General features: G+C 35.1%; 16 protein-coding genes and 1 pseudogene. 7 read left to right on the plus strand and 10 right to left on the minus strand.

What is annotated here, in order from left to right:
- Positions 1 to 125: 125 nt before the first annotated feature.
- Positions 126 to 3,287 carry an isoleucine--tRNA ligase gene (gene ileS / locus I862_RS05025; RefSeq protein ID WP_038539592.1) on the plus strand — a complete coding sequence of 1,054 codons (3,162 nt, stop codon included), beginning with the start codon at positions 126 to 128 and terminating at the stop codon, positions 3,285 to 3,287.
- Positions 3,288 to 3,525: 238 nt separating this feature from the next.
- Positions 3,526 to 4,209, plus strand: coding sequence for a hypothetical protein (locus I862_RS05030; protein WP_038539595.1), 684 nt, complete (start codon positions 3,526 to 3,528; stop codon positions 4,207 to 4,209).
- Positions 4,210 to 4,317: 108 nt separating this feature from the next.
- Here I862_RS05030 and I862_RS05035 read toward each other — a convergent pair whose 3' ends face one another.
- Genes I862_RS05035 through rpmF form a run of 3 tightly spaced genes read right to left on the minus strand, consistent with a single transcriptional unit; the run spans position 4,318 to position 6,589 of the window.
- Positions 4,318 to 5,274, minus strand: a complete 957-nt coding sequence (locus tag I862_RS05035; RefSeq protein WP_038539598.1) for a beta-ketoacyl-ACP synthase III — start codon at positions 5,272 to 5,274, stop codon at positions 4,318 to 4,320.
- A complete protein-coding gene (gene plsX / locus I862_RS05040; RefSeq protein ID WP_075260593.1) occupies positions 5,271 to 6,353 on the minus strand; it encodes a phosphate acyltransferase PlsX in 1,083 nt (360 codons plus the stop codon). Before plsX ends, I862_RS05035 begins: the two co-directional genes overlap by 4 nt.
- Positions 6,354 to 6,370: 17 nt before the next feature.
- Positions 6,371 to 6,589: a 50S ribosomal protein L32 gene (gene rpmF / locus I862_RS05045; protein WP_038539601.1), complete on the minus strand. Its 219-nt coding sequence runs from the start codon at positions 6,587 to 6,589 to the stop codon at positions 6,371 to 6,373.
- 161 nt (positions 6,590 to 6,750) lie between these two features.
- On the opposite strand from rpmF, the gene I862_RS05050 reads away from it, so the two are divergent.
- From I862_RS05050 to I862_RS05060, 3 genes are all read left to right on the plus strand, one after another.
- Positions 6,751 to 10,215 carry an acyl-[ACP]--phospholipid O-acyltransferase gene (locus tag I862_RS05050; RefSeq protein ID WP_038539604.1) on the plus strand — a complete coding sequence of 1,155 codons (3,465 nt, stop codon included), beginning with the start codon at positions 6,751 to 6,753 and terminating at the stop codon, positions 10,213 to 10,215.
- Positions 10,216 to 10,229: 14 nt separating this feature from the next.
- Positions 10,230 to 10,823: a GNAT family N-acetyltransferase gene (locus I862_RS05055; protein WP_052646477.1), complete on the plus strand. Its 594-nt coding sequence runs from the start codon at positions 10,230 to 10,232 to the stop codon at positions 10,821 to 10,823.
- A 71-nt stretch (positions 10,824 to 10,894) separates the two neighbouring features.
- Positions 10,895 to 13,753: a DUF2339 domain-containing protein gene (locus I862_RS05060; protein ID WP_038539608.1), complete on the plus strand. Its 2,859-nt coding sequence runs from the start codon at positions 10,895 to 10,897 to the stop codon at positions 13,751 to 13,753.
- Between the two features lie 53 nt (positions 13,754 to 13,806).
- Here the strand turns inward: I862_RS05060 and I862_RS05065 are convergent, their stop codons facing one another.
- The 3 genes and pseudogenes from I862_RS05065 to I862_RS05075 form a co-directional block, all read right to left on the minus strand.
- The gene (locus I862_RS05065; protein WP_038539611.1) at positions 13,807 to 14,565 is read right to left on the minus strand and encodes an outer membrane protein; all 759 of its coding nucleotides are present in this window, start codon (positions 14,563 to 14,565) and stop codon (positions 13,807 to 13,809) included.
- Between the two features lie 160 nt (positions 14,566 to 14,725).
- On the minus strand, positions 14,726 to 15,187 hold the full coding sequence (locus I862_RS05070; RefSeq protein WP_038539614.1) for a hypothetical protein: 462 nt from the start codon (positions 15,185 to 15,187) through the stop codon (positions 14,726 to 14,728).
- A gap of 485 nt (positions 15,188 to 15,672) precedes the next feature.
- A pseudogene (locus tag I862_RS05075) lies at positions 15,673 to 16,999 on the minus strand (citrate synthase).
- Between the two features lie 252 nt (positions 17,000 to 17,251).
- Between I862_RS05075 and I862_RS05080 the strand changes: the two are divergent.
- Together I862_RS05080 and lpxB are read left to right on the plus strand one after the other, a co-directional pair.
- On the plus strand, positions 17,252 to 17,527 hold the full coding sequence (locus I862_RS05080; protein ID WP_038539617.1) for an FAD assembly factor SdhE: 276 nt from the start codon (positions 17,252 to 17,254) through the stop codon (positions 17,525 to 17,527).
- Positions 17,517 to 18,665, plus strand: coding sequence for a lipid-A-disaccharide synthase (lpxB, locus tag I862_RS05085; RefSeq protein ID WP_052646478.1), 1,149 nt, complete (start codon positions 17,517 to 17,519; stop codon positions 18,663 to 18,665). The genes I862_RS05080 and lpxB overlap by 11 nt, the downstream gene beginning before the upstream one ends.
- Here lpxB and I862_RS05090 read toward each other — a convergent pair.
- From I862_RS05090 to I862_RS05105, 4 genes are all read right to left on the minus strand, one after another.
- Positions 18,640 to 19,734: a Ppx/GppA phosphatase family protein gene (locus tag I862_RS05090; RefSeq protein WP_038539620.1), complete on the minus strand. Its 1,095-nt coding sequence runs from the start codon at positions 19,732 to 19,734 to the stop codon at positions 18,640 to 18,642. The two genes, lpxB and I862_RS05090, sit on opposite strands and share 26 nt — an antisense overlap.
- Positions 19,735 to 19,943: 209 nt before the next feature.
- Positions 19,944 to 21,002, minus strand: a complete 1,059-nt coding sequence (recA, locus tag I862_RS05095; RefSeq protein ID WP_038539623.1) for a recombinase RecA — start codon at positions 21,000 to 21,002, stop codon at positions 19,944 to 19,946.
- Between the two features lie 117 nt (positions 21,003 to 21,119).
- On the minus strand, positions 21,120 to 21,686 hold the full coding sequence (locus I862_RS05100) for a GNAT family N-acetyltransferase (protein ID WP_084173796.1): 567 nt from the start codon (positions 21,684 to 21,686) through the stop codon (positions 21,120 to 21,122).
- Positions 21,687 to 21,781: 95 nt separating this feature from the next.
- Positions 21,782 to 23,215: an ankyrin repeat domain-containing protein gene (locus I862_RS05105; RefSeq protein WP_038539630.1), complete on the minus strand. Its 1,434-nt coding sequence runs from the start codon at positions 23,213 to 23,215 to the stop codon at positions 21,782 to 21,784.
- Between the last annotated feature and the right edge of the window lie 159 nt (positions 23,216 to 23,374).

Raw genomic sequence — 23,374 nt, forward strand, 5'->3', positions numbered from 1 at the left:
AGAGCTACAATTAATGCTAAACGTCAAACATTTTAATATTAAAATGTAGATGCCTAAGATCATTGACCATACCAACTGCTTAAGTTATATTGCGTTAGATGTTGTTATAAAAAGTTAAGAAGAGTATGACAAATAAACCTATGCATTATCCTGAAGTTAATTCCAATCCTCATTTCCCAACCCTTGAAGAAAAAATCATTAAAAAGTGGAAGGAGGAAGATACTTTTAAAAAGTCGGTTAAAGGGGATAAAGATTTTATATTTTATGACGGTCCTCCGTTTGCTAACGGGTTACCGCATTACGGTCATTTACTTACCGGGTTTATCAAAGATATATTTGCTCGTTACCAGACAACACAAGGAAAAAAAGTTGAGCGCCGATTCGGCTGGGATTGCCATGGTTTACCGGCTGAGATGGGAGCCGAAAAAGAATTAGGCATCAGCGGAAGGATAGCCATTGAAGAGTACGGGATAGATAAATTTAATGATTACTGCAAAAAATCGGTACTAAAATACACCAAAGAATGGGAAACATATGTAACCAGGCAAGCTCGCTGGGTTGATTTTGAAAATGATTATAAAACCATGGATATTAACTTCATGGAAAGTGTATTATGGGCTTTTAAAGCACTTTACGACAAAGGGTTATTATATGAATCTCAACGTGTCTTACCTTATTCATGGGCATGTGAAACACCGGTTTCGGATTTTGAAACCAGGATGGATAACTCATATAGGGAAAAAAGCAGTAAAGCGATTACGGTAACATTGAAGCTTAAAAAAGTACCTCAAAAGCTGGCCGGCAAATCCTGCAGACTCGTAATTTGGACGACGACGCCTTGGACATTACCTTCGAACTTAGCAGCGGCAGTCGGCGAAGATATTGATTATTCTTGTGTAGAGAAAGAGGGCGAACATTATATCATTGCTTCAGCTCTACTGCATAAATACGAAAAAGAATTAGGTAATAATGTTACTTTAGAAATAAAAGGTAAGGAATTAATCGGCTTAGAATACGAGCCCCTCTTTAAATATTTTGAAAATCATGAGAACGCATTTAGAATTCTTGCCGGTAGCTTTGTAACTACAGAAGACGGAACGGGTATCGTTCACATCGCCCCCGGCTTCGGTGAGGATGACCAAATATTATGTGAGCAAAATAACATTAAAGTTGTTTGTCCGGTCGATAACGGCGGTAAATTTACTCATCCGGTGGAAGATTTTCTAGGTCTGCAAGTTTTTGATGCCAATGACCCGGTAATTAAAGCATTAAAAGAGCAAGGTAATTGGATAAAAACCGAACAATATCTGCATAACTATCCGCATTGTTGGCGTACTGATACACCGCTTATTTATAAAGCAGTTCCCTCATGGTATTTAAAAGTGACTGCAATTAGGGATAAGATGGTTGAGAATAACCGGCAGATAAATTGGATTCCGGGTCATATTAAAGACGGTTTATTCGGGAAATGGATAGAAAACGCACGTGATTGGTCAATTTCGCGCAACAGGTTTTGGGGTTGCCCTATCCCGGTTTGGCAAAGTGATGATCCGAAATACCCTAATATTGAAGTTTATGGTTCAATAAAAGAGCTGGAAGAAGCATTCAAAGTAGAAGTAAAAGATTTACATAGGCCTTTTATTGATACCCTTACAAGACCTAACCCGAAAGACCCGACCGGTAAATCTATGATGAGACGGGTATCCGATGTACTGGATTGCTGGTTTGAGAGTGGCTCGATGCCGTTTGCTCAGGTGCATTACCCGTTTGAGAACAAGCAGTGGTTTGAGGAAAATTTCCCTGCCGATTTTATTGTCGAATACTTAGCGCAAACACGTGGATGGTTTTATACGTTAACTGTGTTATCAACTGCATTATTTGATAGGCCGGCATTTTTAAATTGCATCTGCCACGGAGTAATTTTAGGCGACGGAGGGCAAAAGCTTTCTAAACGTCTTAAAAATTATGTTGATCCAAATGAAGTGTTTGATACTTTAGGTTCGGATGCAATGCGTTGGTATATGGTTTCTTCAACCGTTATGCGCGGACAGGAAGTAGTGATTGATAAAGATGCGCGCGGTATGAAAGAAAGCTTAAGAGCTGCAATCAAGCCCTTATGGAATGCATATAACTTTTTTACGCTTTATGCCAATGCCGATAATTTAAGAGCAACTTTTGATCTTTCCTCACAAAACTTAATGGATAAATATATTTTATCCAAATGCTTTAAAAGTATAGAGCTAATTCAAAAAGCAATGGATGAATACGATACTCCGAGTGCAACTAAAGTTGTCGAGAACTTACTTGAGGTGGTTAACAACTGGTATATCAGGCGTTCACGTGAAAGATTTTGGAAATCCGAGCATGATCAGGATAAACTGGATGCTTATAATACACTCTATAGTATTTTAAATTTAATTTGCCGTGCGGTTTCTTCATTACTACCTTTAATCACTGAAGAAATCTATCTCGGGTTAAATGATAATCGGGGTAGCGTTCACTTAGAAAGCTTTCCTGATCAGGCGATGTATAAAGCTGATGAAGATTTGATTTCCGACATGGAAAGAGTTCGCGATGCCTGCACGGCTGCACTTCATATCAGAAGCGAATCAGGGATTAGGGTTAGGCAGCCGCTTGCTAAAGTTACATTTATTGGGGTTGCGGCAAATGTTATCTCCGATGAACTCAGCCATTTGATATTAGATGAAATTAACGTCAAAGCTTGGAATAGCGTTGATAAATCAAAAATCACTGACTATGCGACTTATAAATTACAAATCAAATTTCCCGTTCTGGGCAAGAGAATCCCTAAAAAAGTTAAGGATATTATCAGTGCCAACAAGCAAGGTAACTGGAAATTTGAAAACAGCAAGTTATTAATTGGTGGCGAAGAATTAAGAGAAGATGAATTTGAGCTAAAGTTAGAACCCAAAGCTGAGTTTGCGGGAAGAATCACTGCTTTATCAAGCAATGATGCACTTGTATTATTAAATCTCAATATCACCGAAGAATTAAGGTTGGAAGGAATAGCACGCGATATTGTCAGGTTAATTCAACAGGCGCGAAAGAGCGCTAATCTGGAAATAACCGAGCGTATTAAGGTATCCTTAATTTCAAGTGATGAAAATATAACTCAAGCTATTAAAGCATGGGATCAATATATCAAAGAGCAAACTTTATGTGTTGAAATCACCTCGGATAAATTTGCTGAAGAGCAAGTTTATGAGGAAGAAGCCGAGCTTGAAGGTATAGAAGTTAGTTTAAAACTTGCTAGATATTACTCATAAAAAATATTAGTAATTATTCAGAGCAACAAGGCACTTAATTTGAATCATATTAACGTTAGGGCTAATAAACTTTAATAAAATAGATATCATTTATATTAATCTTTTATAAAGCAGGACTATCTATCGCTTGTTTACTAAATAAAATGCAGTAAATAATCTATATATTATATATTATTTACTTAAATAATTAAATAATATATAAAACTACCAATATAAATTTATATTACGGTTAAAACCAATGCGCTCACTAGATAAAGCTTTATTAGATCCAAGGTTGGATCCACTAAATACACCAATTTCTATTTTTGATAATATTTTAGAAGAATCACGCCAAAAATTTGATAATGATAGAGAGGTAATAAAAAAACTATTCCAGCATGTTAAATATGAAGAATTTGAAGAAGCATATAATTTCTTCATTAAGCAAAGCTGGGAAGGCTCTTCAGTTCTAACGAATTGCTTATTTCCGAATAGTGATCCTAGCTTAAAAAAATATAATGAAGCGCATACTCAATTGCATAGATTTCTTCTAAATTCTTCATCTGAAGATAAAAATACTAAATTAAAAAATTTCTACGAAGCTTCACGTTCTAAAGATTTTAATAGAATTAAAGAAGAGCAGGATAAGAATTTTAACGAAAACAAAATTGACTTTTTAAAATATCTTATTAACTTTATTTATGTAAAGCACCCCGAGTTAGGTGAGCTATGTCGCACACCCCTTTACTTTGGTTTTGATATATATATTGATACTTTATTAATACAAGCAGCATATAAAAATCCGGCTAAATACAATAGCTCGGAAATGCAGCCGGAAATTACTGACTGTTTAAATAAAAACAAAATTTTCGGTAGGTTTACCGAGGATTATAAAGCTCAAAAAGCTATATTATCAGAAGTATCGCAAGGAAGAGGAGCTTAAACAAGTTAGTGAAAACAGGGCTAGAATATTTCGTTTACTAACTAATTCTTAGTCCTGTCTCTATATTCAAAAAATTAAATTATAAAAATTTAAAAGTACTAACAGCTGTTAAAGCTTAACCAATGCACTTCCCCAAGTGAGCCCGGCACCGACCGCAGTCATTAATATAAGATCACCCTTTTTAACTCTTCCGGTTTTCACGTACACATCCAAAGCAAGAGGAATAGAAGCAGCAGAGGTATTTGCATGCTGATCAATCGTCATAATCACTTTATCTTCTGCTATACCTAACTTTTGTGCTACTGTTTGCATAATGCGATAATTAGCTTGGTGAGTGAGTATCCAATCAATGTCGGAAAAATCTACTTGGTGAGTCTTAAGTAAGTTAGTCGCACTCGAAGACATTTTCTCAACTGCATTTTTAAATACTTCCCTACCGTTCATCTCAATCTTTGCTCCGGGATTACCTTTTATAACCCCGCCGTTTACTTTCAAAATATCGACTAAACTTCCATCCGAATGAATCTCGGTTCCTAATATTCCTCTATTTTTTTCCTTGGTCGCTTCAAGTATGACCGCCCCTGCTCCGTCACCGAACAGCACACAAGTTGATCTATCTTTCCAATCAACTATTTTTGAAAGTACTTCAGCTCCAACTACTGCTATACGTTTAAGGTTACCTGCTTTAATCATTGAGTCAGCAACTGATAAAGCATATATAAACCCGCTACACACTGCGCTAATGTCAAAAGCGAATCCTTTCTGCATATCGATCTTATACTGAACGCTTGTTGCTGTAGAAGGAAAAATGAGATCAGGTGTTGCAGTTGCTACAATAACGCCGTCCAGGTCATTAGGACTCAAATTTGCATAATCCAAAGCACTCAAAATTGCTTTTGCAGCAAGGTCGGAGGTAAGTTCATCTTCAACTATGTGGCGTTTTTTTATTCCTGTACGGCTTACAATCCATTCATCGGTAGTTTCAACGCTTTGCGCTAAATCATTATTGGTAATAATTTTTTGAGGTAAATATGCCCCTACCCCAACTACTGCACAGTTAGTCATGAACCAATACCTAAAATTCTTGCTGAAGTTTTCTTAATTTTTTCAACTATATTTTGACCTAAACTCATTTCACCTTGCAGAATATCAAGCTCTTTTATGATTTCCTGGTTGATATTGCGTTGAGCTAAATCATAAGCAACGTTGATAGCATTGGCAAAACCAATAGCTTCAGCGCCGCCGTGACTTTTGACAACTATACCGTTTACTCCGATAAACATTGCCCCGTTATTAACATTCGGGTCAACATTTTTGAAACTTTCCTTCAATGACTTTTTAGCCAATAACCCGCCGAGCTTAGATGATAAGTTGTTTTGGAATCCTTGTTTCATGATTTGCATCAACAACCTTGCCGTTCCTTCCGCAGTTTTAAGAACTATATTTCCTGAAAACCCGTCTGTAACCACGACATCAACCACGCCTTTAGTTAAATCATGCCCTTCTACATAGCCGATAAAATTAAGACCGGATTTTTTAAGCAAATTATAAGTTTTCTTTTCTATCTCTCTTCCTTTTATCTGCTCAACACCCACATTCAAAAGCCCGATACTCGGAGTTTTCTTATCTAGAATGATCTTAGCAAAACAATCTCCCATTAAGGCGAATTGAAACAAATTAGTTTCATCACATTCGGCATTGGCACCTAAATCCAACATAACCGTGCCTCCGTTTAGGTTCGGAACCACTCCGACAATCGCCGGCCGCTTTATACCGGGAAGCTCCCCAAGCACCATTTTAGCCATTACCATCAATGCACCAGTATTTCCCGAAGATACGCAAGCTACCGCAGCATTTTCCTTAACTGCATCGATTGCTTTTCTCATACTTGAGTTAACACCGTTTTTCAGCGCTTTAATCGGCTGCTCGTCATCAGAGATATAAGTTCCCGTTTCAATGAACTCATAGTTTTCTTTAAGTATAGGAAACTGCTCAAATAGATTGCCTATTAACTGCTGGTTACCAAAAATCTTAAAATAAAGATTAGGGTTTTTACTTAAAGCAATACTTGCCCCTTCTATAACGGCACGAGGCGCATTCGCGCCTCCCATTGCATCTAAACTTATAACTATCCTTTGGGACATAATATTATTAAATCAATTTATGCCTCAGCAGCTTCGCTTGCTGAATCTTCCGTAGGTTTTTCTCTTTTAATTAAGATTTGCTTGCCGTTATACATCCCGTCTTTTAAAGAAATATGATGCGGAAGCTTTGCTTCACCGGTATTTTTATCAAAAGAAACATTAATCGGTTTCAAAGCATCATGAGCTCGTCTTTTATCTCTTCTTGACGTCGAAGTCTTCTTCTTAGGTACTGCCATTATATATTACTTTAAATTATTCTTTAGTGTGCTTTATAATACATCTTTATAATTAAATCCAGAACTTTTATAAATGAACGCCGATTAATTTAAAATGTTTTAATAAAGTAAATTTGTGATAAATGTATATACCTTGAAAAGATAATAAGAAAATTATTTTTATGTCCTCAACGACTACTTCATTACTCAGCAAGAGACGGTTCCTGACTATTTTCATCTGTCAATTCTTGTCTGCCTTTAGTGATAACTTCGTAAGAACGGCTTTTACAACCCTGGTCACTTATTATATTGCTGAAATCTCCGAGATAAGCAGATCAATTCTAATTACGCTCTCCATGGCGTTATTTGTTTTGCCGTTCTGTATTTTCTCTGCTTCGGGCGGAAAATTGGCGGATAAGTTCCGTAAATCCCGTTTAATAGTATGGCTTAAAGCAATTAATATTATAGTCGCACTAATTGCCGTCATCGGCTTTCTTACCGGCAGTTATTTTATTTTGTTATTCTCTATTTTCTTAACCGGAGTTGAAGCGGCATTATTCGGCCCAGTGAAGTATAGTATACTCCCGGAAGGCTTAAAGAAAAGTGAACTTATACTCGGAAACGGTCTTATTGAAGCCGCTACTTTCGTAGCTATACTCTTTGGAGTTACTTTCGGCGGACTTTTTGTCTCGCATGATAGCTTTGATGTATATCTGATCTGCTTTATAATCCTTGCCGCAGCTGTTATATCATATGTTTTTGCCCTCTTCATTCCCAATTCAACCGTATCCGACCCGAGCATAAAACTTTCCGTCAACTTATTTTTAGAAACTAAAGAGTGTATAACTTTTACCCGTAAACACCGCCGTGCCTTCTTGGCAATTCTAGGTATTTCCTGGTTTTGGCTAATCGGCAGTGTTTTAATTTCTCAAATGTCCAACTTAACTAAGGAAGTTTTCGGAGGGGATGAATCCGTGTTTACCCTTCTGCTTGCCGCCTTTTCTTTTGGAACGGGTGTGGGATCCATGCTATGTAATAAGCTTCTAAAAGAAGAAATCACAACTAAATATGTGCCGACTTCAATGATGGTAATGAGCTTTTTCTTTCTTGATTTATGGTGGACTTCCACCATTTTTGAGAAGAAAGATTACCTTGGGGGTATCCATTATTTTCTTTCTAATGTTGACGGTATTAGAGCATTTATTGATATTTTTATGATTTCAGTTTCGGGCGGAATATATATAGTCCCCCTTTATGCCTTATTACAACTCGAAATTAAAAAAGAATTTCGTTCGCGCGCAATTGCCGCAAGTAATATCATGAGCTCATTTTTTATGGTAGTTGCAAGCTCAATAACTATGGCGCTGATTGCCATCGGGCTTTCGGAACCGCAACTACTATTTATTCTGGCGGTAGCTAATTTCTTTACCGCAAGTTATATCTGCCAAATTTTACCGGATACCGTAATTAAAAACTTTTTCCAAATGGCATTAAAACTTATTTATAGAGTAGAAATCGAAGGGATGGAGAATTACCACAAAGCCGGAAAAAGAGTTTTGATTATTGCAAACCATGCTTCTTTTATTGACCCGATTTTAATCGGTGCATTACTGCCTGATAGGCTTATTTTTGCTATAGATACATATATTGCCCGTAAGTGGTGGCTAAAACCTTTCCTTACCTTTTTACGCGCTTTTCCGGTCGACCCTTCAAATCCGATGGCAACTAAAACGTTAATCGATAAGTTAAAATCTAATACGCCTGTAGTTATATTTCCTGAAGGCAGAATTACAGTCACCGGATCTTTAATGAAGATTTACGAAGGTCCTGGTATGATAGCGGATAAAGCTGATGCAGTGCTTCTTCCGATAAGGCTGGATGGCCCTCAGTATAGTGTATTTTCCCGCATGCACGGTAAATTGCGCTTAAGGTTATTCCCTAAGATCAGAATGCATATTTTAAAACCGCAAAAGCTTAGCGCAGCTCATGACCTTATGGGAAGAGATCGCAGACATGAAATTGGTAATATGCTGTATGATATTATGACTGAAATGATGTTTAGTGGCACAAAAAACACTCAAACTCTTTTTGAAAGTTTTGTTCATGCTAAAGAGCAATTCGGTGGCAATACGACCATTATTCAGGATGCTAATAAAAACTCTCTTACTTATAATAAGATCTGTGCAGGCAGCTTTATATTAGGAAAAAGAATTGCAGCAAGAACTAATTATAGAGATTATGTCGGGTTTTTACTGCCTAATGCCGCAGGAACGGTAGTAGCATTTTTTGCAACCATTTTATACGGCAGAGTCCCTGCAATGCTTAACTTTTCCACTGGGCTCAAAAATTTAATTTCCAGCTGCAAAACAGCTAAAATAAAAATTATTTATACCTCCAGAGTCTTTATTGAAAAAGCAAGCCTGGAGCACATGATTGAAGAAATTAATCAACATGATATAGAAATTGTATACTTAGAGGATTTACGTAAGGAGATTAAATTCTATAATAAATTTAAAGGAATATTAAAATCATTATTCCCCCTCTATTATTACCAGCACTATTTTACTAAGAAAAAGTATAAAAAACTACCTCATGCCAATGATCCGGCGGTTGTGCTATTCACTTCAGGTTCCGAAGGATTGCCGAAAGGAGTTGTCTTAAGCCATTCAAATATAATTGCTAATTTAAAACAGCTTTCCTCAAGAATAGATTTCACATCATCCGACAAACTCTTTAGCGCCCTTCCGATATTTCACTCATTCGGGCTGACGGCAGGTATGATTTTACCTCTCTTATATGGTATATCCACCTATTTTTACCCCTCCCCTCTTCATTATAGGATAATTCCCGAGATGGTTTACGGAGTAAATGCAACTTTCTTTTTTGCAACCGATACGTTTTTAGCCGGATATGCAAAATATGCCCATCCCTATGATTTCTTCAGCATAAGGTATGTTTTTGCCGGAGCAGAAAAATTAAAGGAAGAAACCAGAAAAATTTGGCAGGAAAAATTCGGTATAAGAGTTTTAGAAGGATATGGTGCAACTGAAACTGCTCCGGCAATCTCGGTTAATAGCCCGATGCATTATAAGCCTGGCACTGTAGGTAGAATACTGCCGAATATAAATTATAAGCTCGAGGCGGTTGAAGGAATCAATGAGGGCGGGAAACTTATTGTCAATGGACCTAATGTAATGCTTGGTTACCTAAGGCCTGAAAAACCCGGGATTATACAAAAGCCTGCTCATGTTACTCAAGATGAAACATATGAAGGATGGTATGATACCGGAGATATAGTCTCGGTTGATGAGGATAAATACATAACTATATTAGGTCGTGCTAAGCGATTTGCTAAGATCGGCGGAGAAATGGTCTCACTTGCAGCCATTGAAGAAGCGGTAACTAAACTATGGCCTGAAAACCTTCACGGCACACTAAGTGTGGATGACCCTAAAAAAGGTGAAAGCATCATTTTATTTACTGATAAGGAAGGAGCGGCAAAAGAGGATATTATTCGCTTTTTAAACAAAGAAGGTTATTCGGAGTTATATATTCCTAAATCAGTTATATATATTGAGGAAATGCCTCTCTTAGGCGCCGGAAAAATAGATTACATGTCTTTAAAAGAAAAACTTAAAAATATGTAATTTAGGTTTAATTTATGATTAAGGAGCCGCTTCTTATCAATACACCATTTCCGATAAAAACCGAGCGGCTTATCTTGCGCCCGATGATGCCCGGAGACGGTAAAATACTATTTAACCTGGTGGAGGAATCAAGGGATGCACTTGGTGAATGGCTGCCGTGGGTTAGTAGTGTAAAAACTGAGGTTGATAGTGAAAAAAATGCTTGTGAGTTTTATGCTCAATTTATTTTAAAGAAAGCTTTTCGTTTCCTTATTTTTCATAATGATTTATTAGTCGGGGGTTGCAGCTTGCATAAAATTGACTGGAATATCCCTTCCGCAGGGATCGGTTATTATTGCCATAAGCTGCATCAAAATAACGGCTATATTTTTGAAGCTGTAACCGCACTTATCTTTTATGGTTTTCACCAATTAGGCTTGAGACGCATAACTATTATTTGCGATGATGAAAATATAAAAAGTGCTCGTGTTGCCGAAAAGCTAGGCTTTATGCTTGAAAGTAAAGCTAAGGGGTTAATTTCTAAGCCCGGTAATAATGAACTTAGGGTTAGCCGCTGCTATGTGAGGTTTGATATAAAGGGCTTAGAAAAACATAAAGTCGCATGGTAAATAAACTTTTATAGTTTGCTAAAAAGCTTAAAAATTATTATAAATATAGTTAATAAGGGAAGGGAATTTTTATGAATTATTTTGGGGACTGGTTCTCATATCATATTATTATCATTATAAGTATAATAGTAACTTGGTTAAACTATCTTAAAATTAGCAGTTTAGAAAAACAAATCAGCTTTCTGAAAAATGAATTACAAAGAGTTCTTACCCTATTAAAATCAGAGAATAAAACTTTTCTTAAAGAAAATCTATCTTTAAAAGATGAAAGCTTAGAAGAGCCTAAAGCAGGCACTATTCCATCACATCAACAGATCAGAGAAGATACGGTATCTTTTAATACATTACATCAGGAAATACCGAAAGATATAGAGAGCAGTATAAGAGCCGATGAAGAAGTGAATGAGAAGATACAACCACAAGAGAGCTTTGAACACAAATTCGGAACTAAACTTTCCGTGTGGATCGGCGGTATTGCACTAATACTAGCCGTCTTTTACATGGTAAAATATTCAATTGAGCTTGGTTTAGTAACACCTGCTGCTCGTGTGTTATCAGGTATCTTTTTCGGTATCGGAATGTTATATATCGGGCATATAGTCAGAGAGAAAACTAACTTAGCCAATGGAAAACGTATAGCCCAAGCATGTTCGGGCGCGGGCATTGCTTCTCTTTATATATGCATTTTCAGCGCTGTCACACTTTATAATCTTATACCCGTTATGATCGGCCTTACAGGTATGACAATCATCACCTTAACTGCAATTATTTTATCATTAGGACATGGTGCACCGATTGCAATTTTAGGTCTGGTAGGCGGATTTTTAACTCCGATAATGGTGGGTATTCAAGGTATTGATACTCCCGTTATGTTTTTATATTTATATTTTGTGCTAACAGGACTGATGGTAGTGATTAAAAAGCAGTATTGGTGGTTTTTAGCAGTTCCGGTAGTACTTTGCGCTTTCTTATGGGTAATATTCTGGTTGTTTGCCGGTTATACCAGGGCTTTTGATACCATATGGCTCTCATTATTCTTGATTGCAATAAGCGGCACCATCATTGCTTTATCGAAAGATGAGCGTGATAGCCTTAATACTGCTGACATTAAATCCAGAAATAATATTTCAGCTTTAAATTATTTTACTATCGGCGGAGCTTTAAGCTTAATGGCGGTTATTACTACGCATAGTAATTTCAGCGCAATGGAATGGGGGCTATTCGGCTTACTATCGCTAGGCACAATCTGCCTTGCTTATTTTAACCAGAAACTTTACGGAAAATTTCCTTTTATATCATGTTTAATCAGTATCGCTTTATTGTGGTTTTGGAATTATGATCAGACTAGCCATTTTATATTTATGATATTATTATTTTCCCTAATTTACATGGGTAGTTCCTATTTTCTGCAATGGGAAAGCAGAGATCCGAGACTTTGGGGATTGCTGTTTGCAGTGAGTAGTATCGGATATTATATTGTAAGTTGCTATAATATTAATTTTTCTTTTTCCGCCGGGAAAATATCATATTTATGGGGCGGCATAGCTTTACTGCCGGCCTTGCTTGCTTTTTTCATATTTAAGCAAGTTCAAAGCAGGATACCCGAAAACCATCCTTATAAAGAACATGTTTCGACAATATACGCTGCACTCTGCACTGCTTTCATCTCGATCAGCTTTGCAGCCGTTGTCAGTTATGATTCATTACATGTTGCTATTGCACTGCAAATGATGTTTGTTGCCTGGATTAATACTCGAACTAACATAAAAGCTTTAAAACATATTACTACTGCACTTGCTTTTATTTTCGGAGCTTTAATTATACCAAAAATATTTGCCATATTAGGAAGAATAAACTTTCATCATATATTTAATACACAATTTTATGAGTCAAAAAATATTGACAACGTCGGAACTTTCTTTTCACATACTTACGGACTAATAACTCTTACTGCTTGTATTTCTATATGGTTTTTAAGCCGTACATTTAAGATATTAGGCTTAATGTTAATAACCTCATTTATTTGTCAGCTTCTATTTTCTACCTGGCCGATTCAAGGTAAAGCAATTGCAGAAGCTCCGTTATTTCACTTAGGTTTGCCGGCTCTTTGCTTTTTGGTTACCAATTATTTGTTACCTAAGGAGAAAAACGGGGCACTGAATAATGTATTTGACGTAGCTACTGTAGCATTATTAAGCTTAACAAGTTATTGTGTGATTCGCTATCTATTCCAAACTGCTGATCAAAGCTTCTTGAGCAAAGCTGCCGGTTTTCTTGAGCGCGGAATAATAACTAATCTGTTTCTCGTTATCGGATTAGCAAGTATATTTTTAGGCAAACATGAAAACCGCCGCGGACTTATTTTAAGCGGCCTGACGCTTTATGCTATCTCGGTATTCAGAATTTGTTGTTATGACCTGATTATATATAATCCGCTATATTCATCTCAACCCGTCGGAGGGTTTCTTATCTTTAACTCTCTATTAATAGTATATGCACTGCCGATCTTTTGGATTCGCGTTTTTATTAATAATTTTCCACTGGTTAATAAAAATAGTTGGGTAAGCTATGGTTATGCACTTATGATGATATTATCTTTTGCATATGTCACACTCAACATACGCCAATTCTTCCAAGGTTCATATCTGAACGGCTTCCAAGCAAGTAATACGGAAATATATACCTATTCCATAGTATGGCTGATATTCGGCTTAGGATTATTATTTTTAGGCACAATGCAAAATGATAGAATGATAAGAATTTCATCGTTAATCGTTATGGCTGCTGTAATCGGCAAGGTATTTTTATATGATGCCGGAGAGCTTTCCGGGTTATATCGTGTATTTTCCTTTTTCGGGTTAGGGTTTAGTTTACTCGGATTAAGTTGGTTTTATACGAAATTTGTGCTTAATACTGCAAAAGAGACCTGAATATTAATGTTTTTTACTTTAAAATAATTTTGGGTTTAGCTCGAGTAACATGGTTAAAATTTAACGGTAATTCCTACCAAAAACATAGCGCCTTTAATTTTAACTTTTGCAGTACCGACATTATCAATCATTATGCCGTTTATATATTTTTTATTTTCAGCTTTTATTTGTCCGTAGTCATAATATCTCAATGCTAAATCCAAATATAATTGCTCGTTAATCGGCAGGTGCCCTCCAATTCCTACACTCCACGCGAAGTTATTTTGCACTTTACCCGGTATTTTATAGTCAACAGCTCTATATGAATTGGAAATTTCCTCCAAACAATTTACCTGTGAATCGGTACTGCGGTACTTATGTCGAGCCATACCTGCTCCTGCAAATATATAAGGAGAAAAGTTATAGATTTTGCCTAAATTATAATTAACGTTGGCAAGTAAAGCCGTAGTAGTGATTTTTAGTTTAGATGCTGCAAACGGTGTGCTATCAATTCTTATTGGATTCCCATTCTCATCTACGGTAGTAATAGGATGAGCAGTATCACCTAATGAGCCGGCATTTAATCTACTTTTTCCATGTTGGAAAGTTAAGCCAACCTCAATTGCATCACTTACCTGATAACCGATGCCAGCATCAAACAGGTAATTATTGGTAAAAAACGAATTATTTTTATGCATTCCCGTACTATCACTGTAACTGGAATTTTTATTAGGCTTAAGATATCCAAGCCCAACTTTAGCATAAAAACTATCATTGGCACTGGCAAAATTTGGTACCAGCACTATTAATAATACCAATATTTTTTTTAGCATTTAAAAAACTTTATTAAATTATTAAAAATTTATTTATGAAGGAAGGTAAGAATTAAATTATTACTTTACGTGCCAGTTGTTTATAAAGCCTAGATTAATTAATTTGATTATAATTTTAGTTCTTACCGAATAATATAGATTAAAAAGTATTATTATAAGATTAATCAATAATACTTTTAGCATAGCTTATAAAATTGTCTGAGCAAAGAGTGTATTGATCTTCTAAATCAGAGCTTTCCGCCACACAAAATTTAATTAATCTGTCTCTTAAAGTCAGATCAGAGTGTACATCTTTTAGCGATAATTTATAACTATTAAAAAGCGGATCATTGCGAGCAAAAACTTTTTGCTTTACAGAAGTCTCGAATTTTTCGATTTCTAAGCCATAGACATTTATAATTTCTTCTTTAGGAGTTCCTATAAACTCTCCATCCTTTTTATAGGTCATAAGATGAGGTAAAAATTGAATGAATTCCATTTTTGGTGCATCAGCTTCGGTGTAACTTTGGTATTCTTCTTCACAGATATGTGCAATTTTTCTTAAAAGGAAGCTTGCCTCTCTGAGTTTTGCTTTGTCTAAAGCTTTTTGATAAGGTTTTTTTTCTGCTGAACCGTTAGCCATATAATTTTACTCCTTGAAATAATAATTTTTTGTTAAGACAGGGGCAAATTATACAAATTTTTTTTCAATTACCACAATACCAATTTATAATCAAACTGATACTAACAATGTAAAAAAACAGTAGTTTTTTAAGATTTGTTTAAAATATCAATAACTTAATTAACATTTTAAATTTATTCTAATAGTTGTACTAACTAATTTAATATATGTTAATTAAATATGCAAGGAAAACTAATAACAATAAATCAACAACTATTAGCTAAACTTAATGCTATAGTAACTATTTCTTAACTAAATTTTAAAATATAGATAAATACCAAGGTTTTATTAAATATTGAAAAACTATATTCCAAATATAGCTAAGTAGAATGAGCATTAATCAGGATAAATTATAAAATAATATTAAGCGGATTAAGTAGAATATACATAAAAAAAGACGAGCATAACGCACGTCCTTTTTATTACTTTTTACTTTTAATTAAGTATTACTTTCTATCTGAAAGCGAAAGAAATTCCCTGTAACTTTCTCCGATATAAAGCTGTCTCGGACGACCGTATTTTTTGTTGTGGGTCTTCAATCATTTCTTTCCATTGAGCTATCCAGCCGGCCGTTCTTGCGACCGCAAACATTACCGTGAACATAGGAGTCGGAATCCCGAGCGCTCTATAAATAATACCCGAATAGAAATCAACGTTAGGATAGAGCTTTTTCTCGATAAAGTATTCATCTTGTAGAGCAATCTTTTCCAATTCAATTGCAATCTGAAGTAGCGGATCATTTTTAATATGCAATTCATTCAATACTTCCTGGCAGGTTTTTTTAAGCACAGAGGCGCGAGGATCATAATTTTTATATACCCTATGCCCAAAGCCCATAAGCCTAAACGGATCATTTTTATCTTTAGCACGCTCAACGAATTGCGGCACTCTATCAGGGCTCCCTATCTCTTCAAGCATTCTAAGCACGGCCTCATTTGCACCGCCGTGTGCAGGCCCCCAAAGAGAAGCAATACCAGCACCGATCACCGCAAAAGGATTAGCGCCCGAAGATCCGGCAAGCCTTACAGTTGAAGTTGATGCATTTTGTTCATGATCGGCATGCAAAATAAATATCTTTTCAATAGCTTTAGCAAATACCGGATTAATCTTATATTCTTCAGTCGGTACGGCAAACATCATTTTAAGGAAGTTTTCACCGTAACTTAAGCTGTTATCCGGATAAACAAACGGTTGACCGACAGAATATTTATAAGTCATTGCAGCAAGAGTCGGTACTTTTGCAATTAATTTTAAAGCAGCATTCTCTCTCTGTACGCTATCTTTAATATCAAGTGTATCATGATAAAATGCCGATAAAGAACTAACCGCTCCAACCATAACAGCCATTGGATGAGATCTTCTCGGATATCCTCTAAATAAAAACTGAAGCTGTTCATGCACAAGTGTGTGTTGTTTTATATTTTTAACAAATACCTCCTTTTCAGAAGAACTCGGCAGCTCACCATGCAACAATAAATAGCAAACTTCCAGAAAATCACTTTTTTCCGCCAGATCTGCAATATCATAGCCTCTATGTCTTAAAATCCCTTCTTCTCCGTCAATGAAAGTCATTGCAGAGTGACAAGAAGCAGTAGACATAAAGCCGGGATCATAAGTAAACAACCCGGTTTCCTGATATAATTTTGTAACATCCATAACTGCAGGACCTTCATTTCCCTCTATTATAGGCAGCTCTATCTCCTTATTTAAAGATGGTATAACCAACTTTGCAACTTTCTTATCTTGAGCCTTTGCACTTAAAGATTCCACCATATTTAAACCCATAAAATAATTCCCCATTAGTATTATAATATATTGCGATGCAACAAGTTGCAAGTATTTTAAAAATATTAGTAATATATTACTATTCCAAGCAGTTATTAATTATACTTGTTACAAAATTATTAAATAAAGCAAAATTTAAAAATATTCAACCTTAAGCTGAATCCCAAACCGCTCTAATTAAAAAATTACCCTTGCAGGAAAAATTTACTTAACTATGCTCTCATAAAAATATTTTTAGTTATGCAGAATATAGAAACGAAACGTAAACAGCTATTATATAGAAGCACCCATAGAGGCTGCAAAGAAACCGATATTTTAATCGGAGAGTTTGCCGAAAAGTATATACCTTCTTTTTCCCTGCAGGAACTACTGGATTATGAGCGCGTTCTTGAAATAGATGATGTAATTTTATATGACTTAATTTGCGAAAAAATAAGTCCGGAAGACAGCCTTGTAGACTCTAAAATTATAAAGCTTATTATTAATTTTAATAGAATAAGAATAAATGCCGCCTAAGATTTTTATTATTGCCGGGGAACCTTCCGGGGATTTGATCGGAGCAAACTTAATTAAGTCCTTAAAGCTTTTGCTGCCTAATTGCAGTATTTATGGTGTAGGCGGTAGTAAAATGATTTCTCAAGGGCTAAATAGCATATTTGATATAGAAGAAATTTCTATTATGGGTTATATTGAGGTACTTCCTAAAATATTTAAAATTAAGAAGCTTCTAACTAAAACTTATCAGGAAATTATAAAAATAAATCCTGATGTAATTATCACCATTGATTCGCCCGGCTTCAATTTAAGGTTAATTAAACGTTTAAGAAAATATTTCGGAAATAAAATTAAAATTGTTAATTATGTTGCACCGAGTGTTTGGGCATATAAACCTAAACGTATATATAGAGTTAAAGCATTATATGATCATCAACTTTTAATTTTGCCGATTGAAAAGCCTTATTTTGATACGATCGGGTTCCCTTCAACTTTTGTCGGGCATCCAATCCTTGAAGAACCTTTAGTACAAAGTTTATCCAAAGAAGAAACTTATACTAAATATAATGTTCCCTTAAAAAATAAGCTACTAACTATAATGCCCGGTAGCAGAAAAGGTGAATTGAAGAAACATATACCTATCTTTATTGAGGCGCTAAAAAACATTAAGAATAAACAACCGAATATTACTCTTTTTATCCCTACTCTTCCTCACCTGGAAGAGATTTTAAAAAAAGAATTTGGTCAGTTTTCTCCCCTTATTTCTTCGGATAGTAAAACTAAAGATGAGTTATTATTTGCAAGCGATGTAGCATTAGTTAAATCCGGAACTTCTTCGCTTGAATTGATGCGTTATAACTTACCTATGATTGTAGCTTATAAGGTATCCGGCTTAACTGCATTTATTTTAAAATTCTTTATTACCACAAAGTACTTTGCTCTTCCGAATATTATTTTACAGGAGGAAGTAGTCCCCGAATTAATACAGGATAAATGTACCGCTGAAAATATTAGTAAGGCACTATACGTGCTATTAAACAATAAAGAGAAGCAAGATTATCAAAAAGAAAAGTTCAATCTTGCTTTAAATATGTTTAATGTCAAAAGTGGTGAAAAACCCGGTATGCTTGCAGCTAAAAAGATTGCTGAGCTACTGTAACTTCACCATGCCAAAAACTTTGGTCTAGAACCAGGTGATCAGTTAAGGTTGACTCTATAATTTCAAGCTTATTAATACCTGCACCATCCATGACTCCATAGACTAAGATTAATGCTTGTTGAATTAGCGGAGCAAAATGATCTGGTAGCTTAGGATATTTCTTCTGAGCCTCACTAACCGTCATTCCGGCAAATTCATATATTAAATCCTTGATTTCTTCTTTACTGATCGGATTAGTAAGATCGAGCTCATATTTAATGCCCATATACATTATTCTGCCTATACCTACTATTTTTGCGGTTTTAAGCTTCTCAACAATCAATCTATCTTTTTGAATATCTTTACCTAATTCATGCGAAGTATATTCTAAAATTTCTTTTAATTCATTTTTGTTAAAGAAACCTTCTTTAGTTAAATTAATTCCTTTTAAGGAGAAATCTTCTTTTAACTGGTGAACAAAATTAAATAAGCCCCATGGTCCTTCATATGTATGGATTTCATCATGTTCGTCTTGCACCGAGAGCTGAAAGCTACCGCCTCCGATATCCCAAATAAGTAACTTATCAGGATCAACTCCTTTTAGATACGGATCACTTAGAGCTGTTTTGAACCCTAATTCTCCTTCTTCTTTTTGAGAAATTAAGTTTATGTGTATATCATGCAGTTTAAAAGTGTTAAGTAATTCGCTTGAATTTTTTGCGTTTCTTGCCCAAGCGGTTGCAACTCCTTTGCATTTATGCTCACCGCAATCAATCCCGTATTCCTGTTCAATAGCTTTTAATGCACTTAACCCGCTTGTCAAACACTCTTCGGTTATTGAGCTTTTGTCAATTGAACTTGATATACATTGCTGGTACCGTACAGCCTTATTTACCTCACCTAAATTTTTAATTAATTTGTTTTGACAGATATCTACTAGATATCCTTTAGATTTAGTTGACCCTGACCCTATGTCAAATACATATCTTTTTTCTAAACAATTTTGATTTTCATCTTGATTTGCATTTTGATCTGCTAATGTTTGTGTAGAAAGAGAAAGAATAAACAAAAAGTTAAAAGCTATTCTCATGATTTCCCTGTAAAAAGTTCGCCCCATTCTATAAAGATAATCATAAAAGTCAACCGTAGTCACCTATAATTTTACATGCATCCTAAATTAGTTAGCATAAGATGTGAAGAGCAGGTAACAATATATACTTATACCGATGAAATACAATTTAATTTAGTTAAAACCCCCATAAACCTTAAGCTTCGGAGGTTTTAAACTAAATTATAATATTAAAAAACAGATGGCGCTTCATCCGTTGCTCCTTCTTCAGATGATAAATTATTACCGACTTCATCAGAGATTATAGAGGCCACGTTACTATTGGTTCTGATTTGCATTTCAATTTCGGTGGCTATTGAGGGATTATCTTTTAAATACTTTTTAGCATTCTCACGACCTTGGCCGATTTTCTGCCCCTTATAAGCATACCATGATCCGGACTTTTCAATAATATCAGCTTTAGTAGCTAAATCTATTATTTCTCCTGTCTTAGAGATACCTTCACCATACATAATATCAAACTCAACAGTCTTAAACGGAGGCGCAACCTTATTTTTTACCACCTTAACCCTGGTTTGGTTACCGATTACATCATCTTTTTCTTTTAAAGCACCTATCTTCCTAATATCAATTCTTACTGAAGCATAAAACTTTAAAGCATTCCCGCCAGTTGTTGTTTCCGGGTTACCGAACATAACGCCGATTTTTGATCTGATTTGGTTAATAAACACTAAAATACAGTTTGACCTTGCGACACTTGCGGTAATTTTCCTTAAAGCTTGGCTCATAAGCCTCGCCTGTAAGCCCATATGGCTATCTCCCATCTCACCTTCAATCTCAGCCTTCGGCACTAGTGCAGCCACACTATCAATAACAATTACATCTAATGCTCCTGACCTAATTAATGTATCTGCAATTTCTAAAGCTTGCTCGCCGGTATCAGGTTGCGAGATGATAAGTTCATTGATATCTACTCCGAGTTTTCTAGCATACACCGGATCAAGCGCATGTTCCGCATCTATAAATGCACAAGCACCGCCTGCTTTTTGCGCCTCAGCTACAACATGCAAAGTAAGCGTAGTTTTACCTGAGCTTTCAGGCCCAAATATTTCAATAATCCTTCCTCTCGGAAGCCCGCCTATTCCAAGTGCAATATCAAGGCCTAACGAACCGGTTGAAACTGCTTCAACATCCACGGTTTTTTTATTTCCGAGTTTCATCACCGAACCTTTGCCGAAGGATTTTTCTATTTGGCTTAATGCTACTTCTAACGCTTTTTGCTTATCCATAATTCACCTAATAATTTTATTTATATCTTTTGCCGAAAAATTAGCTCTTTGACAATTAATATAATACAAAACAGCATAAAAATACATCTTTAAATTACTAATTAAAGCATACGGGGTTTAAGATTTATTGTGCGGCTTTTCGGTTATCAGATTGCTTTTTATTCTATATAATACATGCTTGGAAAGCTTATGATCGGGGGGTAGTTTGGGATGAGCAAAATCACCCGCCCCGTCATGCTGCATCCCTATTTTCTCCATAACCCGAATAGAACGTTTATTCATTGGTACCGTAAAGGAAACTATTTCTTTTAAGCCACACCTATAAAATCCATAGTTTAATGCTGCTTTTGCACCTTCGGTTGCATAGCCCTTACCCCAATGTAGAGAACTTAAGCGCCAGGCTATTTCAGTGCAAGGAGTGAAGGCGGCTTGCCAATCAGTATAACCAAGCCCGATAAACCCGATTAACTCTTTTGTTTCCTTAAGCTCGGCAGCAAATAATGTATAATTATTTTTTTTATACTGATCATTCATAGCGGAAATAAAATCTTTAACTTGCTGCATAGTAAGCTTATGAGGCAAGAACTCTACTACTTTGGGATCTTGGTTAATATCAAAGTAAGCTTTAGCATCCTCATCACTCCAGGTACGTAAAATCAACCGCTCGGTTTCAATAATTTTCATAATTAGTAATAATCGGCTATAGTTAACTGCTTAAGCGCTTAAAATAATTTATAGCAGTTAACTTAGCAATTAATTTTATCTAAACTACCCACCCCTTAGATCCACACCTTACAATCACCCCCCGAACAATCTATGAGATGGTCGTTTGAATAATTTTCTTCTTGCTCATCATATTTTTTACAAAGAGATAATAAAATTTCATGGTTAGGTTTTCCATTTTCTCTAAGAAACATCTCTTCAAATGTAATAATATTTTCGATAGGCAGCTGATAATTTTGAGAATCACCATTTTGAAGTTGATTACCGGATTTATCAACTATCATAGATATATTATTATACCCTTCCGTCATATCAATTGGACTTTTCTTACTAAGAGTAGCATTACATAACACTTTAAAAGCTTCAATATTACCAATCTTTGCAGTAAACTCAAGCGGAGTCCCTTGAAATACACTATGGCTATCCTGCAGGTAATTATAAGAAAAAGTTTGCTTAGCATTTAAATCAAGAGTTTTAAAATTATTAAGTAAAACATCTAGTGCGACTATATTATTACTCGCTATTGCATCTTGTAGAATAGCTATATCAGGTTTTGCACCTGCATCAATTATAACTTTAAAGGCATCGTTCTTATTCTCGGCCAATGCTAATTTTAAAAATGTACCTTCCGTAATTTTATTGCTATCATCTTTATAATCATATTGGAAAGTATATTTATTATTTATTAAGTTTGAATCTTTTGTATTCTTCAGCATATAGCTTAGATTCTCTATATCTTCATTTAATATTAAATAAGCTGTTAAAGCTTTTAATATTTCAGTATTATTTATGTCAATCGCAACTTTAACGGTATATAGGTCAGGTTTAGCTCCGGCATTAAGAAGCGTTTTAAAAGCATTCTCCTTTTCTTTTATTATAGATAAACCTAAATATGTGCCGTCAATAATATATTTACGGTTTAAATCAGATATTTTATCATATATTATTGTTCTTTCGGAATTTAAAGCTAGCTCATCAACATTTTTAAGTAATTGTTTGAGTATATCCGGATTATCGATTATTACTGCCTTTATAAGAGTTGATTGAGCAGGTTTTGCCCCTGCATCTATAAGCGCTTTTAGTGCGACTATTTTATTTTCCGCTAAAGCAAGGTCTAGAAACGTACCTTCTTCTATCCTGTTACCATCTTCGGTATAATTAAAACGAAAAATATGCTCGGAATTTAAGTCTAATTCTTTATTATTTCTAAGTAATAAATCCAGTATTTCCTGATTATCATTTAATATGGCATTCATTAATTCAACAGGATGAACTTTTACTCCGGCATTAATAAGAGATTTGATCGCACTTTTATTATTTAGCATGAGTGCAAAGTCTAAAGGCGTACCTTCAAAATAATCATTACCACCTTGATCGTAATTATAACGGAAAACGTGCTTTGTGTTTAAGTCATTCTTATTATCCGGTAGTATATCGGACAATAATTCTGAATCCTTAGATAAAATAGCTTGAAATAATGTGTCTATCATGAAGCATAACCTTAAATTTGATATTTAAATATTAGTAGTTATATCTTCACTATAAATATAATATAATTTTAATATACTAATGTATTTTTATAATAAATTTTATAATATAAAGATTACATAAACCATAATTTTTTAGTTATTATATTGCTTCATTTATAT

The sequence above is a fragment of the endosymbiont of Acanthamoeba sp. UWC8 genome, from assembly GCF_000730245.1.
Classification (GTDB): Bacteria; Pseudomonadota; Alphaproteobacteria; order Rickettsiales; family Midichloriaceae; genus Jidaibacter.

Bases quoted from the DNA above. Each gene is read 5' to 3' on its own strand.
- ileS (WP_038539592.1), top strand. From the start codon at position 126: ATGACAAATAAACCTATGCATTATCCTGAAGTTAATTCCAATCCTCAT.
- I862_RS05030 (WP_038539595.1), top strand. From the start codon at position 3,526: ATGCGCTCACTAGATAAAGCTTTATTAGATCCAAGGTTGGATCCACTA.
- I862_RS05035 (WP_038539598.1), bottom strand. From the start codon at position 5,274: ATGACTAACTGTGCAGTAGTTGGGGTAGGGGCATATTTACCTCAAAAA.
- plsX (WP_075260593.1), bottom strand. From the start codon at position 6,353: ATGTCCCAAAGGATAGTTATAAGTTTAGATGCAATGGGAGGCGCGAAT.
- rpmF (WP_038539601.1), bottom strand. From the start codon at position 6,589: ATGGCAGTACCTAAGAAGAAGACTTCGACGTCAAGAAGAGATAAAAGA.
- I862_RS05050 (WP_038539604.1), top strand. From the start codon at position 6,751: ATGTCCTCAACGACTACTTCATTACTCAGCAAGAGACGGTTCCTGACT.
- I862_RS05055 (WP_052646477.1), top strand. From the start codon at position 10,230: ATGATTAAGGAGCCGCTTCTTATCAATACACCATTTCCGATAAAAACC.
- I862_RS05060 (WP_038539608.1), top strand. From the start codon at position 10,895: ATGAATTATTTTGGGGACTGGTTCTCATATCATATTATTATCATTATA.
- I862_RS05065 (WP_038539611.1), bottom strand. From the start codon at position 14,565: ATGCTAAAAAAAATATTGGTATTATTAATAGTGCTGGTACCAAATTTT.
- I862_RS05070 (WP_038539614.1), bottom strand. From the start codon at position 15,187: ATGGCTAACGGTTCAGCAGAAAAAAAACCTTATCAAAAAGCTTTAGAC.
- I862_RS05080 (WP_038539617.1), top strand. From the start codon at position 17,252: ATGCAGAATATAGAAACGAAACGTAAACAGCTATTATATAGAAGCACC.
- lpxB (WP_052646478.1), top strand. From the start codon at position 17,517: ATGCCGCCTAAGATTTTTATTATTGCCGGGGAACCTTCCGGGGATTTG.
- I862_RS05090 (WP_038539620.1), bottom strand. From the start codon at position 19,734: ATGAGAATAGCTTTTAACTTTTTGTTTATTCTTTCTCTTTCTACACAA.
- recA (WP_038539623.1), bottom strand. From the start codon at position 21,002: ATGGATAAGCAAAAAGCGTTAGAAGTAGCATTAAGCCAAATAGAAAAA.
- I862_RS05100 (WP_084173796.1), bottom strand. From the start codon at position 21,686: ATGAAAATTATTGAAACCGAGCGGTTGATTTTACGTACCTGGAGTGAT.
- I862_RS05105 (WP_038539630.1), bottom strand. From the start codon at position 23,215: ATGATAGACACATTATTTCAAGCTATTTTATCTAAGGATTCAGAATTA.